This window comes from Bradyrhizobium sp. CB1015 (assembly GCF_025200925.1).
Lineage (GTDB): Bacteria > Pseudomonadota > Alphaproteobacteria > Rhizobiales > Xanthobacteraceae > Bradyrhizobium.
In genome coordinates, this window is the sequence record NZ_CP104174.1 from 7,964,985 (window position 1) to 7,984,540 (window position 19,556).

Consider the following 19,556-nt stretch of genomic DNA (forward strand, 5'->3'; position numbering starts at 1 on the left):
CTAGCGGTCCTCGAGGCTGAGCCCGCGAGCCTTGCCTGCCGAGTGCAGGAAGGCGCGGGAGATGTCGAAAAATTCGGGCACGTCGAGCAGGAAGGCGTCGTGGCCGCGATCGGTCTCGATCTCGGCGAACGACACCCGCGCGCTCGAAGCATTCAGCGCGTGCACCAGCGCGCGCGATTCCGAGGTCGGGAACAGCCAGTCGCTGGTGAAGGAGACCACGCAGAAGCGGGTCTTGATGTCGGCGAAGGCCTTGGCCAGCACGCCGCCGTGGTCGGCGGCGATGTCGAAATAGTCCATCGCGCGCGTCAGATATAGATAGGAATTGGCGTCGAAGCGCTCGACGAAGGACGAGCCCTGGTAACGCAGATAGCTTTCGACCTGGAAGTCGGCGTCGAACGAGAAGGTCGGCAGCTCGCGGTCCTGCATGCGCCGGCCGAACTTGCGGTGCAGCGCCGCGTCCGAGAGATAGGTGATGTGCGCCGCCATCCGCGCCACCGCGAGCCCGCGATGCGGATGGATGCCGCGATCGGCATAGCCGCCGCCGTGCCAGTCGGGGTCGGCCATCACAGCCTGGCGGCCGAGCTCGTGGAAGGCGATGTTCTGCGCCGAGTGCCGCGTCGCGCAGGCGATCGCCAGCGCGGAGAACACGCGCTCAGGATAGGCCGCAGTCCACTGCAGCACCTGCATGCCGCCCATCGAGCCGCCGACGACGGCGAACAGCGTGTCGATGCCGAGCCGGTCGATCAGCATGGCCTGCGCGCGCACCATGTCGGGGATGGTGATGACGGGGAAGTCCAGGCCCCAGACCTTGCCTGTGGCGGGATTGATCGAGGCCGGCCCGGTCGAGCCCATGCACCCGCCGATCACGTTGGAGCAGATGATGAAGTAGTGCTTGGGGTCGATGGGGCGGCCGGGGCCGACCAGCGTCTCCCACCAGCCGGGCTTGCCGGTGACGGGATGCACGTTGGCGACATGCTGATCGCCGGTCAGCGCATGGCAGATCAGCACCGCGTTGGAGCGATCGGCATTGAGCTCGCCATAGGTCTGGTAGGCGATCTGGAACGGGGAGAGATCGACGCCGCAATCTAGCCGCAGCGGCTGCTCGGTGCCGAAATGCGCAACCAGCGAGCTTGGATGGTCCACCTCGTGCGACCGCTCGTCGGCGCTGATCGCAGGACTCGGTATCGACTTGACGCTACCCATCTCGGACATCGACCTCGTTTGCGACTGGCTGCTCGACCGCGCCGCTGACATCAGGCCATGAAAAACCCGGCCTGAACGATAGGTTCGGCCGGGATCGGAAGCGTCCCCGGCCTGTTTAGCGAGTTTTTTAACGTGGCTGCAAGCCGGCCGGCTCAAATGACCACGGAACGGGCAAAAGCTACCGTCCTGGGCGGTTTTCGTCAAGTCGCGGCCCGGATCGGCCCAATTCGTCTCTGTCGCGTCGACCGAAAGAGACGTCATTTCTCTTTGCTTTCGCCGCCACGACTGCCTAATCAGGACATCCCCCATCGGAACGATCGACGACCAGACATGTCCCAACGTCCGCCCGCGCCACCATCGCTGCAGGAACTGCGCAAGGAGATCGATGCGATCGACGAGGGCATGCATCGGCTCCTCATGCAGCGCGGTGAGATCATCGATCGCCTGATCCAGGTGAAGCAGACCCAGGAGGTCGGCTCGGCGTTCCGCCCCGCGCGCGAGGCTTCCATGATGCGCGAGATCGTGCAGCGTCATCGCGGCATCCTGCCGCTCGACACAGTCGAGAGCATCTGGCGCGTCATCATCTCGACCTTCACTTATGTGCAGGCGCCGTTCTCCGTGCATGCCGATGTCTCGGTGAGCGAGCCGGCAATGCGCGATTCCGCGCGCTTCCATTTCGGCTTCACCGTGCCTTATGTCGCGCATTTCAGCGCGCAGGCCGCGGTCGAGGCGGTGGCAAAATCCAAGGGTGACCTGGCGCTGGTCTCGGCGACCTCGAGCCGCACGCCATGGTGGCTGGAGCTGGAAGCGGACGGCGCGCCCAAGATCATCGCGCGGATGCCCTTCATCGAGCGCGCCGACCATCCTGCCGCATTGCCGGTGTTCGCGATCTCGCGCGTCGCCGACAGTGCCCTGGTGACGGAGGTCGAGACCTTCAGCGTGCGCGTCTCCGGATGGAACGCCGAGGTCGCCCGCGCGCTGTCGCCGCTCGCCGAGATCGTGGCGGTGCCCGATACCGCCTTCGATGGCGCGGCGCTGCTGGTCTCGGTCACTGGCGCCACCAGCATCGACAAGATCAGGGCAGCCCTGATCGAGGCGGGGGCCTCGGTGCGCTCCGTGGCCCTCGTCGGCAGCCACGCAACGCGCTATACGGTGCCCCCGACCGGGCCGAAATCGTAAATCGCGAGCAGCCCAGCCTATCCGGAGTCCAAGATGTCCCGCCCCGTGCCGAATCCCGGCATTCTCGATATTGCGCCCTACACACCCGGCAAGAGCCCGGTGCCGGAGCCGGGCCGCAAGGTTTTCAAGCTCTCGGCCAACGAGACGCCGTTCGGGCCCTCGCCCAAGGCGATCGAGGCGTTCAAGCGCGTGGCGGATCATCTGGAGGACTATCCGGAAGGCACCTCGCGCGTGTTGCGCGAGGCGATCGGACGCTCGTTCGGGCTCGATCCCAACCGCATCATTTGCGGCGCCGGCTCCGACGAGATCCTCAATCTGCTCGCGCACACCTATCTCAGCCATGGCGACGAGGCGATCTCCACCACGCACGGCTTCCTGGTCTACCCGATCGCGACCATGGCGGTCGGCGCCAGGAACGTCATCGCGCGGGAGACCAACCTCACCGCTGACGTCGACGCCATCCTGAAGGCCGTAACGCCGAAGACGAAGCTGGTCTGGCTCGCCAACCCCAACAACCCGACCGGCACCTATCTGCCGTTCGACGAGGTCAAGCGGCTGCGCGCCGGCCTGCCATCGCACGTGCTCTTGGTGCTGGACGCTGCCTATTGCGACTACGTCTCGCGCAACGACTACGAGATGGGGATCGAGCTCGTCGCCACCACCGAGAACACGGTGGTGACGCACACCTTCTCGAAGATCCATGGCCTCGCCGCGCTGCGCATCGGCTGGATGTTCGGGCCCGAGCACATCATCGACGCGGTCAACCGCATCCGCGGTCCCTTCAACGTGTCGACGCCTGCGATGTATGCCGCGGTCGCCGCAATCGAGGACACCGCGCATCAGGCGATGTCGAAGCAGTTCACCGAAACCTGGCGCAACTGGCTCACCGAGGAGATCGGCAAGCTCGGGCTGAAGGTGACGCCGAGCGTCGCCAATTTCGTGCTGATCCATTTCCCGACGGACAAAGGCAAGACCGCTGACGACGCCGACGCCTTCCTGACCAAGCGGGGACTCGTGCTGCGCGGCTTGAAGAACTACGGCCTGCCGCATGCGCTGCGCATGACCATCGGCACCGAGGAGGCCAACCGCCTCGTCGTCGAAGGCTTGCGCGACTTCATGGGCGGCAAATGAGTGCGCAGGCGCACTTCCAGCGCGTTGCGCTGATCGGCTTCGGCCTGATCGGCGGCTCGATCGCGCGCGCTGCGAAACTCCAGGGGCTGGCCGGTGAAATCGTCACCACCGCACGCTCCGAGAAGACGCGCGCACGCGTCGCCGAGCTCGGCATCGTCGATCAGGTCGTGGCGACCAATGCGGAGGCCGTGAAGGATGCCGATCTCGTCATCCTCTGCATTCCCGTCGGCGCCTGCGGACCCGTGGCGCAGGAGATCGCGCCGCATCTGAAGCCGGGGGCGATCGTCTCCGACGTCGGCTCGGTCAAGGGCGCGGTGGTCAGGGACATGGCGCCGCATCTGCCGAGCGGCATTCATTTCGTGCCGGCGCATCCGGTGGCGGGCACCGAGCATTCCGGCCCGGATTCCGGCTTTGCCGAGCTCTTCATCAACCGCTGGTGTATCCTGACCCCGCCTGACGGCGTCGATGCAGCGGCGACCGACCGCCTGCGCGCGTTCTGGGCGGCGATGGGCGCCAAGGTCGAGGTGATGACGCCCGATCATCATGACCTCGTGCTCGCCATCACCAGCCACCTGCCGCATCTGATCGCCTACACCATCGTCGGCACCGCCGACGAATTGGCGCAGGTGACGGAATCCGAGGTGATCAAATTCTCCGCCGGCGGTTTTCGCGATTTCACCCGGATCGCGGCCTCGGATCCGACGATGTGGCGCGACGTGTTCCTCGCCAACAAGGAGGCCGTGCTGGAGATGCTCGGCACCTTCACCGAGGATCTGGCAAAACTCACCCGCGCGATCCGCCGCGGCGACGGGGAAGCGCTGTTCGACCACTTCACCCGCACCCGCGCCATCCGCCGCGGCATCGTCGAGATCGGCCAGGATTCGGCCGCGCCCGATTTCGGCCGGCCGCACGCGGCGCTGAAGAAGCCGTAGGGGCGCCTCCTCATCTTCCGTCATTCCGGGGCGACGCGCAGCGTCGAACCCGGAATCCCGAGATTGTAGCGCGAGATTCCGGGTTCACGCTACGCGTGCCCCGGAATGACGGCAGCTCAATACAGCGGCGGGATCTGGCCGACCTTGACCGGGCCGAGCAGCACGGCGCCGTCGACGAATTTCAGCGGGAAACTCCGCGCCTTCTTGCCTTCCAGCGTGCTCTCGGTGCCGATCGAATTGATGCCGGCGGCAACGCCGGCATTGGCGTTCTGCTTGATGACCTTGCCGAGACCGGGCACGGCGCGATCGAGCGCGCCGAACAGATTGTTCAGGTCCTGCGACTTCACGCCCGGCGCGAGGCGGTCGAGCGTTGCCTGCGGCACCCCCTCCTCCAGCATCTTCTCGATGCCGAGCGCCGGGATCACGCGCTCGAGGCCGGTCACCGTCATCTGCAATTCGCCGTCGAGCCGGCCGTTGGGCGACAGGGCGAGCGTGCCGGCCGCAACCGCGATCGTCTCGCCCTGCTGGATGCGCGACTGCACGATCTCGATGTGCCCGCCGGCGGCCTGGATCTCGCGGAAGCGCTGCGGCCACGGTTTGGGCGTGAGGTCGGAGAGGCCGGTGATCTTGGCGCGGGTGTCCGCCTCGAACGGCTCGGCGAGCAGCGGATGCACGCCCTGGATGCTGCCCTGCGCGACATGGAGCACGGTCTCGATCACGGGATGATCCGACGCTGATCCGTCGGCGAGACGGCCATGCAGCTCGATCTGCTTGGCGCGCGCAAGCGGCACCTGCACGCTGCCATCGAGACGGTTGAGGCTGGGCTCGTCGAACACGATCGAAGCGCGGTCCGGCACCGCCGGCAGGCCCGCCACGCTGGCGCGGCCCTTGCTCCAATTCACCGTGAAGGTGTTTTGCGTGACGCCGTCGATCAGCGTCGCGGGCGCGGAGAATTCGGCGATGATGCGCTTGGGGTCGTAGACCTGGGCCACGACCAGGATGTTGTCGAGCTTGGCCGTGAACGGCGTCTTGCTCGCATTCTGCGAGACCAGGGCGACGCTGGCGCCGGAGCACTGGACCTCGAAGCGGAACGGAAAGCCGGCGATCGAGCGCTTGGTACAATCATAGACGCGGCCGGCCTTGGCCTCCTGCGCCCGCCAGGCGTCGGCGGCGATTTCGGCCTGCGACGCCGCGTAGAACCAGAAGCAGCTCCAGGCGACGGCAAGGACCAGGAGGAGAACGGGGGCGATGAAAAGGCCCCAGCGGGAGCGGCGGCCTGTGGCAACGGTCATATTGGACATGCGGCGACCCTTTGACGCCAGATTCAGGCAAATGTAAGCGGGGCCGGCCTGCGACGAAAGACGCAGAAATCGCTTCGCTTGGGCGCAGGGTTCTGGTAGCCGTGCCCGAAATGTCGGAAATCACCCTCCCCTCCGTCAGCACAGCCACGGGCGACCTCTGGGTGTTCGGCTACGGCTCGCTGATGTGGCGGCCGGGCTTCGACTTCGAGGAGCGCGTCCCGGCGCGGCTGGTCGGCGAGCATCGCGCGCTCTGCGTCTATTCCTTCGTGCATCGCGGCACGCCGGAGAAGCCAGGCCTGGTGCTCGGGCTCGACCGGGGCGGCGCCTGCCGCGGCATCGCCTTCCGTGTCGCCGAGAAGAACCGTGCCGAGGTGGTCGCATACTTGCGCGCACGCGAGCAGGTCACCTCGGTCTATCGCGAGGTGGTGCGCTCGGTGTGGCTGGAGAACGATGCGCGCCAGCGCGTCTCCGCGCTCGCCTACGTCGTCGACCGCGGCCATGCGCAATATGCCGGCCGCCTCTCGCTGGCCGAGCAGCACCGCCACGTCGTCCAGGGCCACGGCCAGTCCGGCGCCAATCGCGACTACGTCACCGCGACGGTCAAGGCGATCGAAGCCGAAGGTTTTCGCGACACCCAGCTGCATCAGCTTGCATTGATGCTGCATGGTGATGCGCACTCGCTGCACGCGGGGGCTCGGGACCAGGATCGGGAAAGCCGCTAGCCGCTCGGCGCGTAGCTCGGCGCCGAGCCGATCAACTGCTCCTGCTCTTTCCGCCCCGCCTCGACGAGGCGAGCGGTGGCGTCCTCGATCGCCGCTTGCACGCGCGCGAGAAACTCGTCCTTCGGCAGACCCGGCGGCAACGGCTCGAGAAACTCCACCACCAACGTACCGGGATAGCGCATGAAGGTGCGGCGCGGCCAGAACAGGCCGGAATTGAGCGCGATCGGCAGGCACGGCACGCCGCAGGAGGAATAGATCTGCGCAAAGCCGGTCTTGTAGTCGGGCGGCGCGCCCGGCGCGCGGCGCGTGCCTTCCGGAAAGATCACGAGCTGTTTTCCACCGCGCACCGCCTCGCGCGCGCGGCGCGTCATCTCGAGCAGCGCCTTCACGCCGGCATTGCGGTCGATCCCGATCATCCCGGTCTTGACCAGGAACTGGCCGAACACCGGGATCTGCATCAGCTGGCGCTTGAGGATGAAGATCGGCCGGTTGAAGAAACCCGGCAGCACGAAGGTCTCCCAGAACGACTGATGCTTGGCCACGATCAGCAGCGGTCCTGTCGGGATCTTCTCCACCCCGCGGAATTCCACCTTGATGTTGCAGACCACCCGCATCAGGACGAGCGTCGCCTTGGCCCACCATTCCGCCACGGTGAGCATGGCGCGCGGCGGCAGTGCAAAGGTCGGCAGCGCAACGATCGCGAGAAAGACCAGCACGGCATAGAACAGCACGTTGAACACGAGCGAGCGCAGGAAAATCAGAAACATCGATGGTCCGATCAATTGGCCTGTGCGGTGGCGGGCCGCTTCGGTTGCTGGCCTGCAGGCTGCTCCGACATCTCGGGCCAAAGGTCAATCCCGAAATCCTCCAGCCGCACCCTGAGCTCGGCCGCAATGTACTTGACGTATTCGGACAAAAGCAGCCGCAGCGTCGAGCCCGAGGTCCACCACGGCTCCTCGCGCCATTTTTCGCCGACCACCGCGAACGGGATCAGCGTCGTCCGTGGCATCGCATGCGAGAATTCCACCAGCGCGCGCGGCATGTGATAGTTCGAGGTGACCACGATCAGAGACGCAAATCGGCGCCCCTCGGCCCAGCGCCGCGCCTCCGCCGCGTTGCCGCGGGTCGAAAGCGCCGTGCGGTCGAGGTCGACGCAGCAGGTCATGAAGGACTGGTTCTCCGGCAAGGTGCGGGAGATGTCGCTCGCCGTCGAGGTCGGATGCACGCCGGAAATCAGGAGCCGCCTGCCGTAGCCGGCAGCCAGCAGCTCCATCGCGTCCGATACCCGCGAGGAGCCGCCGGTCAGCACCACGATGCCATCCGCCTTGCGGTCCGGCACCGTCTCGGCGCCGCGCAATTGCGACAGGAATGCAACGAACCCCGCCGCCGCGCCGACGAAGGCGAGCGCGATCGTCGACACGATTGTCGCGCGCAGCCAGCCGCGCGGCAGTTTCGGCGATCGATCGTCGGTCGGCGAGGTCATGCGATGTCGGTGATCCCTTCCCAACGTGATTTTATGACGTTTTGAGGCGAAGTGGAGTCCGGTTTCTTCACCCTCTCCCCTTGTGGGAGAGGGTGGCTCGCCGCGAAGCGGCGAGACGGGTGAGGGGTCTCTCTCCGCGCATTCGCCTCGACGTCCGTGCGCACGGATAGAGACCCCTCATCCGGCGCTTCGCGCCACCTTCTCCCACAAGGGGAGAAGGAAAGGCAGCGAGTCCGTAGCGGGTATTTCGTCCAACTCAATCACAGTACACTCAATCGACATCATTCAACGTCGCGAACAGCGTCTGGCGCGAGGCGACCGCGGTGATGCCGCCGATCAGCACGGCCTGGACCGCGAGCACGATGTAGCCGGACGGGCGCAGCGAGAAGGTGCCGAGCAGCGCGGCGAACTGGTCGCCGACGGGAGTCCCGGAAAACCAGCCTGCGATTGATTCGGAAAAACCGAACATCAGCATGGCGGCACCGCCGCCGATCACGCCGCCCTCCAGACCCAGCCTGAGGAAATGACGCAGGAAGTGGTTGGCAATATAGCGGTCGCCGGCGCCGACGAAATGCAGGACCTCGACGATCGGACGGTTCGCCGCCATGGCGCCGCGGGTCGCGAACGACACCGAGATGATGGTTGCAACGATGACGAGCGCGAGGATGCCGAGGCCGGCCAGCACGGTGGCGTTCGTCATCAAGCGCATGCGCTCGATCCAGGCGCGGTGATCATCGACGCTGGCGCCCGGCGCGACTTGGCTGACGCGCGCGCGCAAGGCGCCGAGATCGAGCGGGGTGCCCGGCTGCACGCGCGCGATGATCACGCGCGGCACCGGCAGATCGTCCATCGACAGGCCGGTGCCGAGCCAAGGCTCGAGCAGCTTGCCGCTCTCCTCCCTGGTGAACGGCTTGACCTCGACGATGCCCCCTTGCGCGCGCATCGCCTCCGCCACGGCTGCGGTGTCGCGCTCGAGATCGCGGCCGGCCTGCGGACGAACCTGGATGGTGATTTCGCTCGCGACATCCGACTGCCATTCGGCGGCAGAGGCACTCACAAGCAGCACCGTGCCCGTGGCCATCGAGGCGAGGAACGTCATGATGGCGACCACCGCAACCAGCGCTCTGCCGTGGATCGAGGCGCGCGGCACGATCGGCGACATGTTGCGCGCCTTGGCCGGAAGCTGCGGACGTTCCTGTCCGAGATCGACCAGCACGCCGCGCTCGTCCATCCTACTCATAGACGTGCAGCCGTCCCTGGTGCAGCACCAGCCGCCGGGCTTCGTACTGGTCCATCAGCCCAATGTCGTGGGTGGCGATGATGACGGCGGTGCCTGATTTGTTGAGCTCGATGAAGAGCCGCAGCAGGCGGCGACCGAGCGTCGGATCGACGCTGCCGGTCGGCTCGTCCGCGAGCAGCAGCTGCGGCCGCGAGATCACGGCGCGCGCGATCGCCGCGCGCTGCTTCTCGCCGCCCGACAGGATCGGCGGCAGCGCGTCCATGCGGTCGCCGAGGCCGACCCAGCGCAACAGGTCGATCACCTCCTTGCGGTAGCTCGACTCGCTGCGGCCCATGACGCGGAACGGCAGCGCGACGTTCTCATAGGTCGTCATGTGGTCAAGCAGGCGGAAATCCTGGAGCACGATGCCGATGCGCTTGCGCAGATCCGCGATCTCGTCCTTGCCGAGCTGCGAGATGTCGTGGCCGAACAGGTTGACGAGGCCCCGCGTCGGCCGATGCGAAAGGAACAACAGGCGCAGCAGGGACGTCTTGCCGGCACCGGACGGTCCGGTGAGAAACTGGAAGGAATGCGCGGGAATCTGGAAGGTCAGGTCGCGCAGAATCTCCGGCCCCAGACCGTAGCGCAATCCGACATTTTCGAACCGAACCAAGCTCAGCTCCGTTCGAGAGGGGGCGCGGGCCGCATTGCGGCGCTGCGCCATATGAGATCAACGGGTTTTGCCGCCGTTATGGTTTCCGGTTCGTTAACGGTCGCCCTGTAGCATGAAGGGCGCCCGGTTCTCCGCGATCGTGGCATCGTCAAGTCCAGTCCAAGACCTTCGTTCATGCATCAAGGCTCGTCCATGCATATCGTCTGCCCCCATTGTATGACATCCTACGCCATCAAGCTCGCGAGCCTTGGGGCGAACGGGCGGGCGGTCCGCTGCTCCCGCTGCAAGGAGACCTGGATCGCCCATGCCGAGGACGCCATCGAGGAGGCATCCGTTCCGGCCATGGCCGCGGCCAGCCGAGCCGACGATCAGTCCGATCTCGCCGAGCAATGGAACTCCTATGCCAAGGACGACGGCGCCACTGATACGCCCGTCGTCGATAGTCCATCGATCGCCAGCGACTGGCCGGATGAGCAGGCCGGCGAAACCGAGGACGAGTGGTCAGCAGCGGCCCGGCAGGCGGAAGAGGACGTCGCCGGCGCGCAGCACCAGTCCTGGTTCCGCGGCCTGTTCCGCCGCCGCGGTGCGCGGGTGAGCCGCTCGGTCGTCACCGCAGCAGCTCCTCGCAAATCCTATCTTGGCCTGCCGACCGCCTGCACCGCGATGGGCGCGCTGGTCGTGGCACTGGTGATCTGGCGGGGCGACGTGGTGCGGCTGCTGCCGCAGACGGCGGCGTTCTACCAGATGGTCGGGCTCGAGGTGAACCTGCGGGGCCTCGCCTTCAAGGACGTCAAGCTCTCCAGCGAGACAGTGGACGGTAAGCAGGTGCTGGTGATCGAGGGCGTGATCGTCGGCGAGGGCAAGAAGCCGCTCGACATTCCGCGGCTGCGCTTTGCCGTGCGCGACGCCCAAGGCGCGGAGATCTATGCCTGGAACGCGGTGCTGGAGCAGACCGTGCTGCGGCCCGGCGAGCGCGCCTTCTTCCGCTCGCGCCTGGCCTCGCCGCCGCCGGAGGGCCGCAACATCGACGTTCGCTTCTTCAACCGGCGCGACATTGCCGGCGGCAGCGTATAATCGCCCCCGCGAGGGCGTTTATCCAAGGTTGGTCTCATGCCGAAAATCTTGATCGCCGACGACGAGGATTCGATGCGCACGCTGGTCGCGCGCGCCATCGCCCTGGACGGCCACGAGACCGTCACCGCCCAGGACGGTGCCGAGGCGCTAGAGATCCTGACTCGCGAGGATGGCGCCTTCGACCTGTTGCTCACCGACATCCAGATGCCAGTGATGGACGGCATCGCGCTGGCGCTCTCCGCCGCGCGCGATTTCCCTGACCTGACCATCTTGCTGATGACCGGCTTTGCCGACCAGCGCGAGCGCGCCTCGAACCTGAACGCGCTGGTGCATGATGTCGTGACCAAGCCGTTCTCGGTCGCGGATATCCGCACGGCGGTTGCCGATGCGCTGGCAGCAAAGAAGGGTTAGCGTCCCAACAACTGCCGCTTCGCCGTTGAACGACTGGCGCGCAAGGCCTCCACTTCGTCATTGCGAAGAGCCCTTGCGACGGTCGCGGTAGGGACGCTCATTGCTGAGCGCCCCCCGCACAGATCCGTACGTGCGGCTTTCCCGCATACGGCTCCCACCTCGGGTGAGTGACGGCGAAGCGTGTTCGGGGCCAAGGATGGAGGATTTGTGGCTTGGGGAGCAAGTCGGAGGCAAGCCGCGCAACCCGCTGCCACGTCGTGCCGTCGGTCTGGCTGCGGCGCCGAAGCATTCGCCTCCAGTGTTCGATGACGAAGTAGCGGAAGGCGGCAAGCGCTCGGCTGTTGGTCGGCACCGCATGGTAATTGAAGTACCCGGTGACGACCTGCCGCAGCCATTTGCCCTGTTCGAGCACCGACTGGTGCATGCGCCGTTGCAGCCCCTGCTTCACGGCTTGCAGCTTCGCCCGCATGCGATCCTTGCGAGACTTGCGCCTGATCTGGAACTTGCCTTGCCTGGATCGGCCGCAGATGAAGGTGAAGCCGAGGAAGCTGAAGGTCTCCGGCTTGCCGAGCCCGCGACGCCGGCGGTTGTCCTCCGCATGGCGTCCGAACTCGATCAGCCGGGTCTTCTCGGGATGCAGTGACAGCGCGAACTCCTTAAGCCGTATGCGCAGTTCTTCGAGGAAGTGCCGGGCCTCATCCTCATGCTCAAAGCCGACAATGAAGTCGTCGGCGTATCGCACGATGATCATGTCACCCGTGGCCTCGCGCCGTCGGAAGCGTTCGGCCCACAGATCAAGGGCATAGTGCAGGTAGATGTTGGCAAGCAGCGGCGAGATCACCGCCCCTTGCGCTGTCCCCTGCTCGCTGACCCTGACCGTCCCTTCTTCGAGGACACCCGCCTTGAGCCATTTGCGGATCAGGCGGATGATGCGCTGGTCGCCGATCCGATGCTCTACGAAGCGGATCAGCCATTCCTGGTCCACCGTGTCGAAGAACGCCCGGATGTCGGCGTCGACAATGAAGTTCACCTTTCTGCGCTCGATTCCGACCATGAGCGCATTCATCGCATCGTGCGTGCTGCGCCCGGGCCGGAACCCGTACGAGAACCCGAGGAAGTCTTCCTCATAGATCGCGTTGAGCACAGCGGCCGTTGCCCGCTGGACGATCTTGTCCTCAAGGGCCGCAATCGCCAGGGGTCGCTGCCGTCCGTCCGGCTTCGGGATATAGACCCGCCGCGACGGCTGTGGTCGATACGCGCCCCGGTGGATACGAGCATGCAGGTCCTCGAGATTGGCCTTGAGGTTTTGCTCATAGTCCCGCCACGTCACCCCGTCCGCGCCCGCCGCGGCATGCTTCTTCAGCGCGAAGAACTCCGCCGCGAGCAGGTCGGGATTGATGTGGTGGAGCAGCGCGGTGAACCTCTCCTTCTTCCTTTCCCTTGCCGTTCGCCGTATGCGTTCCAGCGCAGGTGTCACGCTTGTCCGGCTCGGCGTCCGGGACGTGCTTTGCTGGTCCGCATTCCCCTCGGTCACGGCCCTTTGCTCCACCTGCTCCTCCGCGGATCGCTCCGCTTCGTTCGCCGGCTTCCCAGCTACTACGGCCGCATCCGACTTCCCGCACCTGTTCATCATCGGCTTCGGCTCCTCGCCTTCCCGATGCGGACCTTGGAGGCTTGTTGCCATCGGCCAGATGCGGGACCTCCCAGGTTCCGACACGATCCCTTCCTGCGTGATGGGGTCTTCGACCACGGCAGAGCGTCAGTCCCTCGCATAGCGGGACCGCACATGTTGCCTTCGACGTTGCTTACCGTCTCGGCCTCTGCGAGTTTCTGTCTTTCGCGGCTCAATAGCCCACCCCACAGGATCGCTGTGTACGCTTCGCAGCCGCCGTCACCGGCGACCACGCAACACTCGCTACCGGGCGCCCGCTACGGCCTACCCGGACCGGTCTTCCACCGGCTGGATCGCGCCAGCTTCTCCTGGCGCACAAGCAATCCAGAATGCCTCGGCGGAAAAATTCTGGATTGCTTCCGCCTTCGCCACAGGCTTCGGCGGACAAGTCGCTTCGCTCGTAATGACGAGGACGTAGCGGGCCAGCGCCTCAAAACTCCTTCAGCAGCCGCTCCAGATAGTCGAGCTCGATCTGCGGCCGCGAGGGATCGCCGAGACGACGGCGGAGCTCTTCGAGAATGCGGCGGACACGCTGGGTGTCGATCTCGCCGGGAATCTTGACCGTATAATCGTCGCCATATTCGCGGCCGTGAAGCGGACGGCCGAGCGGATCGGTCTGGTTGCCGCCGCTCTGCTGACGGCCGGCGCGCTGGCCGGGGCCGTCGCCCTGGCCGTCGCCATCGCCCTGCTGCATCGCCTCGGCCATCTTCTGCGCGCCCTTGCGCATCGCGTCGAGTGCCTTGCCCTGAGAGTCCACGGCGCCGTCGGCATTGCCCTCGCCGAGCTTTGATCCGGCATCGCCCATGGCACCGTCGGCCGCATCCAGGCTGCCGTCGTCATCGCCCTGGTCGCCATCCTGATCGCCGTTCTGGCCAGGCTGGCCCTGATCACCTTGCTGACCCTTCTGGCCCTTCTGTGCCTGCTGGCCTTTCTGCCCCTTCTGGGTGAGGCCGCGCTTGGCAAGCTCGTCCTGCAGCTTCTTCAGGCGGTCGCGCAGCCCCTGCTGGTCCTGCTGCAGCTCCGACATGGACTGATCGCCCTGCTGCTGCTTGCCGCGCGAGCGGTCGCGCCGGGAATCCTGGCCCTGCTTGAACGTCTTGTCGCGCAATTGCTGCTGCTTGCGGATCATGTCGCCGAGCTCGTTGAGCGCCTGCTCCATGTCGCTCTCGCCGGACTGCCCCGGCTGCGCCATCTGGAGGCCTTCCAGCATCTGCTGGAGCTGGTCGAGCAACTGCTTGGCGGCATCCTTGTCGCCGGAGCGCGACAGGCGCTCCATGCGGTCGATCATGTTCTGCAGGTCCTGCTGGCGCAGGACCTTGGTGTTCGGATCGAGCGGCCGCGCCAGCTGCTGCGGGTCATTATTGTTGCGGAACTGCTCGGCGAGCTGGCGCATGAAATCGTTCAGCGCCTGACGTAGATCCTGCGTGAGCTTCTTGATCTCTTCGTCGCTCGCGCCGCGCTCCAGCGCCTGCTTCAACGCGTCCTGAGCCGCGCGCAACGCCTTCTCGACGTCGGAGATCTTGCCGTCCTCGATCGTCACCGCGAGCGCCCACAGGCTCGCCACGACCTCGCGCAGGGCATCATCGGTGCGCGCGGCCTCGAGCTGGCGGGCCACGCTGTGCAGGCCGAGATATTGTCCGGCCTCCGGCGTGAACATTTCGGGGGCGATCATCAGCCCGTCGAGCGCGGCATACACGTCCGAATTCTTGTTGGCGTCGAGCGCGAGGATGCGGCGCTGCTCGATCAATGCACGGGCCAGCGGCTTGGTGAAGAGCCGTTCGGGCAGGCGCATGTTGAACGGTTCGCTTGCGGCCTCGTTGCCGGCCTCGTCCTTGGCCGTGAGAGTGAGCGTAACCTCGGCACCGGCATAGGGATCCTCGCTGAGATCCTTCACGGATTGCCCGACGCCGTTGCGGGTGCGCGCATTCGGCAGCGCGAGCGCGAATTGCGGCGGCTGGAACAGCGGCCGCGGCGCCGTCCTGGTGTCGCCATCGCCGGCGGCGGCCTTCGCACCAACCTTGGCGCCGTCCTTGCTGCCGTCCCTGGCGTCGGTCGACCGCGGGGCGAATTTCGCCTCGGCGCCGGTGACGCCGTAATCGTCCTCGATCTTGTAGGAGAGCTGGAGCGCGCCGCGCGCCTGGCGCTCCGGGTCCTTGGCAAGCGCGATCGTCGGCGGACGATCCGGCGTGGCCGCAAAGGCCCATTGCGGCTGGCCGGAGGGCGCCCGGACATGCGCGGTGCCGTCGCCGGTAATCGCGAAATGCTTTTCGTTGGTCCCTTTGGGGCTGGCTTCAGTCGGGGTGACCTCCTTGAGGCCGCCGGAGACGGCGACATCCAGGTTGCCGCCGGAGGAGCGCACGATCAGGGTCGAGCCGGCGGGAACGGCGAGCGGGGCGCCGGCGGGCAATGCCGCAGCTTCCTTGTTGGCGGCCGACAGGATGACCGGCGGCTTGCCGGTGTAGAGCGGCGGCGTGACCCAGGCATCGACGCGAACATTGGTCGGCGCCAGCACCCCGTTCCAGTCGAAGGCAGCGCCAAGGCGCATCGCACGCTCGTCACCCGCGGCGAAGAAGGTCGCAACCAGCATCACCATGACGAGGGCACGCAGCGCCCAGGGGTCGTGAAACGCGAGTCGCGGGTGCGGTACACCGGCGCGGATGCGCTTGATGGAGGCGAGCGTACGCTCGCGCTGCGCCTGCCACAGCGCCAGCGCGACCGGGTCCTGCGAGGTTAGCGTGTCCGTGAGCGTGGTCGCCGGGCGGTGACGGATGCCGGAGCCACGGTCGAGCCGGGCGAGCGCTTCCTCGCGGCTCGGCCAGCGGAAGCGAATCAGCGGGAACAGGGCAACGGCGGCGATCGCGGCAAAGAGGGCGAGGCCAATGGCCCTGGCCATGAATGGCAGCGCCAGCCAGAGTCCGGCCCAGGACACCACCAGGAACAGGCCGATGACGGTCAGAAGGCGCGCCGCATTGGGCCAGGCACGCTCCCACGCGATGGCATAAGTCGCCCGATCAAGGGCCTGCGCCAGCTTCAGCCGCGCCAGCGCATCGCCGTTGCGGATCGGGTCTGACGGGTCGGGGGTGACGCCGTTCAATCAGCTCTCCAGGTTGCCCGGTAGAGAGGAGCCTATCACAACGGCAGCACTGAGGCATCCGTTCCTGTACGGGAGAGCCTCCTTTTCCCGCATAACACGAGGACGTGACTGGCCCGGTGCAACCCCGTAATTTCCGCGCGCCAATCTCGCGGGAGACAAAGGAAACGCCATGGACAAGAAGATGCACGACAAGGGCCTGGAAGTCCGCAAAGCGGTGCCGGGCGAGGCCTACGTCAACAACGCCCTGAAGAACGTCGACGATTTCAACCGCCCGTTCCAGGAGATGCTCAACGAATATTGCTGGGGCACGGTGTGGGGCCGCGAGGAGCTGCCGCGCAAGACCCGCAGCATGCTGAACATCGCCATGATCGCGATCCTCAACCGTCAGCACGAGTTTCGCGCACATCTCAAGGGCGCGCTGACCAATGGCGTCACCCGCGAGGAGATCCGCGAGATCCTGATGCAGGTCGCGATCTACGGCGGCATGCCCGCCGCAGTCGACAGCTTCCGGATTGCGCGCGAGGTGTTCGCGGAGATCGACGGGAAGGCGTGAGACGCAGCGCCAATCTCCGCCGTCGTCCCCGGGGCGTGCGAAGCGCGAGCCCGGGACCCATAGCCACAGGACGATGTGGCTACGAGGACTCGGAGCTACCGCTTTCGCGCGACGATTTCTCCCTGTGGTTATGGGCCCCGGACCGGCGCGCGCCTTAGGGCGCGCTTGTCCGGGACGACATCGAGGGTGGAATGCGCATTTTCAACAACGAACAACAACCAAAAGGAAACACCATGGACATCGGATTCATCGGGCTCGGAAACATGGGTTCCCCGATGGCGCGGCGGTTGATCGAGGCGGGGCACAGGCTCGTCGTGTTCGACACGCGCAAGGAGGTCACGGGCAAGCTGGTCGCGCGCGGTGCCACTGCCGCGTCGTCGCCGAAGGACGTCGCTGACCAGGTCGAAACCGTGATGGCGAGCCTGCCCTCGCTGCAGGCTTCCCTGGATGTTGCCACCGGCGCCAACGGCGTGATCGAAGGCAAGCGCGCCAAGCGTTTCGTCGATCTCTCAACCGTCGGCTCGGCGATGGCCGCGAAGATTCACGGCCTGCTCAAAAAGCGCGGCATCGTGCAGATCGACTGTCCCGTCTCCGGCGGCGTCGGCGGCGCCGAGAAGGGCACGCTTGCCGTGATGGTGTCAGGCCCGAAAGCCGAGTTCGAGCTGCTCAAGCCCGCGCTCGAGGTGATCGGAAAAGTGTTCTTCATCGGCGAGAAGCCGGGCGCGGCGCAGACCATGAAGCTCGCCAACAATTTCCTGTCGGCCACCGCGATCGTGGCGACGTCGGAAGCGGTGGTGATGGGCGTGAAGGCCGGGCTCGATCCCGCCGTGATGATCGACGTCATCAATGCGGGCTCGGGCATGAACACCGCGAGCCGCGACAAGTTTCCGCGCGCAGTGCTGCCGCGCACGTTCGACTTCGGCTTCGCCACGGGGCTGATGGTGAAGGACGTGCGGCTGGCGCTGGAGGAGATGAAGCAGCTCGGCCTGTCGATGGAGGTCGCCGACGCCGTGGGGCGGCTGTGGGAAACGGTGATCAGCGTGGAAGGCGCCGAATCGGACTTCACCGCGGCGATCAAGCCGATCGAGAAGAAGGCGGGCGTCGTGGTGGGCGGAGCGAAGGGCGGATTGGCGGGAAAGTAGCGCCCAAGAGTAGCTGCGTAGCCCGGATGGAGCGAAGCGCAATCCGGGATTGTTGCGGCTTGGCGAGACCCCGGATTACGCTTCGCTCCATCCCGGCTACGTCAACACCTCACAGCCACGGCGCCGGCGTATCCATCGCGATCAGCTGCTCGACCTCCACGCGCGGGCGCACCACGGCGTATTGGTCGCCCTTCACCAGCACCTCCGGCACCAAGGGCCGCGTGTTGTAGGTGCCGGCCTGCACTGCGCCATAGGCGCCCGCGGTCATGATGGCGAGGAGATCGCCGGGCGCGGGCGTCGGCAGCGTGCGGTCGAGCGCGAGATAGTCGCCGGTTTCGCAGACCGGGCCGACGACATCGGCCTTGATGGTGGCGGCCCCCTCGGCGGGCTGCTTCACCGGCAGGATGTCGTGATGCGCCTCATACAGCGTCGGGCGGATGAGGTCGTTCATCGCCGCGTCGATGATGACGAAGTTCTTGCCGTCGCCGTGCTTCACATAGATCACCTTCGTGACCAGGATGCCGGCATTGCCGACGATCATGCGGCCGGGCTCGAACATCAGCGTGCAGCCGAGATTGTGGCTGACGCGCTTGACCATGGCGGCATAGGCTGCCGGCGCCGGCGGTGCCTCGCGATCCATGTAATAGGGAATGCCGAGACCGCCGCCGAAATCAACGTGGCTGATGTCGTGGCCGTCCGCCCGCAGCGTCTGCACGAATTCGGAGAGGATACGGAACGCGGTCTCCATGCCGGAGAGATCGGTGATCTGGCTGCCGATATGCACGTCGGTGCCGGTCACCTTGATCCCGGGCAGCTTCGCGGCGCGCGCATAGACCTCGCGGGCATGCACGATCGGAATGCCGAACTTGTTCTCGGACTTGCCGGTGGAGATTTTTGCGTGCGTGCCGGCGTCGACGTCGGGATTGACGCGGAGCGAGATGCGCGCGGTCTTGCCCATCTCGACCGCGAGGCGCGAGAGCAATTCGAGCTCCGGCTCGGATTCGACGTTGAGGCAGAGGATGTCGGCGGCGAGCGCCGCGCGCAGCTCTGCTTCCGTCTTGCCGACGCCGGAGAAGACGATCTTGCTGGCGGGAATGCTGGCGGCCAAAGCGCGCTTCAGCTCGCCGCCGGAAACCACGTCGGCGCCGGCGCCGAGCTTGGCGAGCGTGCGCAGCACCGACTGGTTGGAGTTCGCCTTCATGGCGTAGCAGACCAGCACCTTCTCGCCGGCAAAGGCCTCGGTGAAGACGCGGTAGTGCCGCTCCAGCGTTGCGGTCGAATAGCAATAGAACGGCGTGCCGACGGTGGCCGCCAGCTCGGACAGGTTCACCGCCTCGGCGTGCAGCACGCCGTTGCGATAGTCGAAATGGTTCATGGCGCAGGCTCGGTTGTCCCGGCTTATTTCTTGCCGGGAGGTTCGTCCAGGAGCGGGTCGAGAATAAACGGTTTCTTCCGGCCCTTGGCCGCGGCGGGCGCGGCATCCGCGCCGGCGGTGGGGTCGAACAGGCTCGGCGTCTTCTGGGCTGCGGTCTCGGTATCGACTGGCGCGGCGCCGGCGGCTGCAGGCGCGTTGGAGGCGGTCGGCGGCAGATCCAGCGGGCCCTTGCGGCCGCAGCCGGCAAGCGCGAGCGCCGTCAGGCTCAAGACAATGATGGCCCACCCCGAGCCGGCCGGGCGAAACTTTGACGTCACGACGAAATCCCCACTACGCGCGGCGCACCATACAGAGATTGGCGCGTTCTGGCGAGAGCCGGATGACCATGAAAC

Annotated in this window: 18 protein-coding genes and 1 riboswitch; of the genes, 8 read left to right on the forward strand and 10 right to left on the reverse strand. The window is 66.3% G+C overall.

Translation table 11 applies throughout. From position 1 onward, the window contains the following. Nucleotides 1-1,203 carry a homoserine O-acetyltransferase gene (locus tag N2604_RS37295; protein WP_260376386.1) on the reverse strand — a complete coding sequence of 401 codons (1,203 nt, stop codon included), beginning with the start codon at nucleotides 1,201-1,203 and terminating at the stop codon, nucleotides 1-3. A gap of 94 nt (nucleotides 1,204-1,297) precedes the next feature. Continuing rightward, nucleotides 1,298-1,377, reverse strand: a riboswitch (SAM riboswitch). 156 nt (nucleotides 1,378-1,533) lie between these two features. Between N2604_RS37295 and N2604_RS37300 the strand changes: the two genes are divergently transcribed. The 3 genes from N2604_RS37300 to N2604_RS37310 are packed head-to-tail and all read left to right on the forward strand — an operon-like array spanning nucleotide 1,534 to nucleotide 4,445. Beyond that, nucleotides 1,534-2,382: a chorismate mutase gene (locus N2604_RS37300; RefSeq protein ID WP_260372897.1), complete on the forward strand. Its 849-nt coding sequence runs from the start codon at nucleotides 1,534-1,536 to the stop codon at nucleotides 2,380-2,382. Between the two features lie 33 nt (nucleotides 2,383-2,415). Next, complete coding sequence (gene hisC, locus N2604_RS37305) at nucleotides 2,416-3,513, forward strand: histidinol-phosphate transaminase (RefSeq protein ID WP_260372898.1); 1,098 nt, start codon at nucleotides 2,416-2,418, stop codon at nucleotides 3,511-3,513. After that, nucleotides 3,510-4,445, forward strand: coding sequence for a prephenate/arogenate dehydrogenase family protein (locus N2604_RS37310; RefSeq protein ID WP_260372899.1), 936 nt, complete (start codon nucleotides 3,510-3,512; stop codon nucleotides 4,443-4,445). The genes hisC and N2604_RS37310 overlap by 4 nt, the downstream gene beginning before the upstream one ends. A gap of 116 nt (nucleotides 4,446-4,561) precedes the next feature. On the opposite strand, the gene N2604_RS37315 is transcribed toward N2604_RS37310, so the two are convergent. Continuing rightward, nucleotides 4,562-5,746: a DUF2125 domain-containing protein gene (locus N2604_RS37315; protein WP_260372900.1), complete on the reverse strand. Its 1,185-nt coding sequence runs from the start codon at nucleotides 5,744-5,746 to the stop codon at nucleotides 4,562-4,564. A 110-nt stretch (nucleotides 5,747-5,856) separates the two neighbouring features. Between N2604_RS37315 and N2604_RS37320 the strand changes: the two genes are divergently transcribed. Next, nucleotides 5,857-6,468 (forward strand): gamma-glutamylcyclotransferase, encoded by a 612-nt coding sequence (locus tag N2604_RS37320; protein ID WP_260372901.1) that lies wholly within the window; start codon nucleotides 5,857-5,859, stop codon nucleotides 6,466-6,468. On the opposite strand, the gene N2604_RS37325 is transcribed toward N2604_RS37320, so the two are convergent. The 4 genes from N2604_RS37325 to ftsE all read right to left on the reverse strand — a co-directional run bounded on the left by N2604_RS37325 (nucleotide 6,465) and on the right by ftsE (nucleotide 9,843). Next, the gene (locus N2604_RS37325; RefSeq protein ID WP_260372902.1) at nucleotides 6,465-7,235 is read right to left on the reverse strand and encodes a 1-acyl-sn-glycerol-3-phosphate acyltransferase; all 771 of its coding nucleotides are present in this window, start codon (nucleotides 7,233-7,235) and stop codon (nucleotides 6,465-6,467) included. The two genes, N2604_RS37320 and N2604_RS37325, sit on opposite strands and share 4 nt — an antisense overlap. A gap of 11 nt (nucleotides 7,236-7,246) precedes the next feature. Beyond that, nucleotides 7,247-7,951, reverse strand: a complete 705-nt coding sequence (locus tag N2604_RS37330; protein WP_260372903.1) for a YdcF family protein — start codon at nucleotides 7,949-7,951, stop codon at nucleotides 7,247-7,249. A gap of 271 nt (nucleotides 7,952-8,222) precedes the next feature. Continuing rightward, complete coding sequence (locus N2604_RS37335; protein WP_260372904.1) at nucleotides 8,223-9,191, reverse strand: ABC transporter permease; 969 nt, start codon at nucleotides 9,189-9,191, stop codon at nucleotides 8,223-8,225. Beyond that, nucleotides 9,184-9,843 carry a cell division ATP-binding protein FtsE gene (ftsE, locus tag N2604_RS37340; RefSeq protein WP_057028593.1) on the reverse strand — a complete coding sequence of 220 codons (660 nt, stop codon included), beginning with the start codon at nucleotides 9,841-9,843 and terminating at the stop codon, nucleotides 9,184-9,186. The genes N2604_RS37335 and ftsE overlap by 8 nt, the downstream gene beginning before the upstream one ends. Nucleotides 9,844-10,035: 192 nt before the next feature. On the opposite strand from ftsE, the gene N2604_RS37345 reads away from it, so the two are divergent. Together N2604_RS37345 and N2604_RS37350 are read left to right on the forward strand one after the other, a co-directional pair. Beyond that, nucleotides 10,036-10,917 (forward strand): MJ0042-type zinc finger domain-containing protein, encoded by an 882-nt coding sequence (locus N2604_RS37345; RefSeq protein ID WP_260372905.1) that lies wholly within the window; start codon nucleotides 10,036-10,038, stop codon nucleotides 10,915-10,917. A 36-nt stretch (nucleotides 10,918-10,953) separates the two neighbouring features. Next, a complete protein-coding gene (locus N2604_RS37350) occupies nucleotides 10,954-11,328 on the forward strand; it encodes a response regulator (RefSeq protein ID WP_260372906.1) in 375 nt (124 codons plus the stop codon). A gap of 97 nt (nucleotides 11,329-11,425) precedes the next feature. Here N2604_RS37350 and ltrA read toward each other — a convergent pair whose 3' ends face one another. Next, nucleotides 11,426-12,958 carry a group II intron reverse transcriptase/maturase gene (gene ltrA / locus N2604_RS37355; protein WP_409241725.1) on the reverse strand — a complete coding sequence of 511 codons (1,533 nt, stop codon included), beginning with the start codon at nucleotides 12,956-12,958 and terminating at the stop codon, nucleotides 11,426-11,428. Between the two features lie 472 nt (nucleotides 12,959-13,430). Further along, the gene (locus N2604_RS37360) at nucleotides 13,431-16,094 is read right to left on the reverse strand and encodes a TIGR02302 family protein (protein WP_260372907.1); all 2,664 of its coding nucleotides are present in this window, start codon (nucleotides 16,092-16,094) and stop codon (nucleotides 13,431-13,433) included. 169 nt (nucleotides 16,095-16,263) lie between these two features. Here N2604_RS37360 and N2604_RS37365 point away from each other — a divergent pair, with 169 nt between their 5' ends. Next, on the forward strand, nucleotides 16,264-16,647 hold the full coding sequence (locus tag N2604_RS37365; protein WP_260372908.1) for a carboxymuconolactone decarboxylase family protein: 384 nt from the start codon (nucleotides 16,264-16,266) through the stop codon (nucleotides 16,645-16,647). Between the two features lie 233 nt (nucleotides 16,648-16,880). Further along, a complete protein-coding gene (locus N2604_RS37370; RefSeq protein ID WP_260372909.1) occupies nucleotides 16,881-17,789 on the forward strand; it encodes an NAD(P)-dependent oxidoreductase in 909 nt (302 codons plus the stop codon). 109 nt (nucleotides 17,790-17,898) lie between these two features. Here N2604_RS37370 and lysA read toward each other — a convergent pair whose 3' ends face one another. Continuing rightward, on the reverse strand, nucleotides 17,899-19,164 hold the full coding sequence (gene lysA / locus N2604_RS37375) for a diaminopimelate decarboxylase (RefSeq protein WP_260372910.1): 1,266 nt from the start codon (nucleotides 19,162-19,164) through the stop codon (nucleotides 17,899-17,901). A gap of 23 nt (nucleotides 19,165-19,187) precedes the next feature. Then, a complete protein-coding gene (gene lptM, locus N2604_RS37380; RefSeq protein WP_260372911.1) occupies nucleotides 19,188-19,481 on the reverse strand; it encodes an LPS translocon maturation chaperone LptM in 294 nt (97 codons plus the stop codon). Nucleotides 19,482-19,556 lie beyond the last annotated feature (75 nt).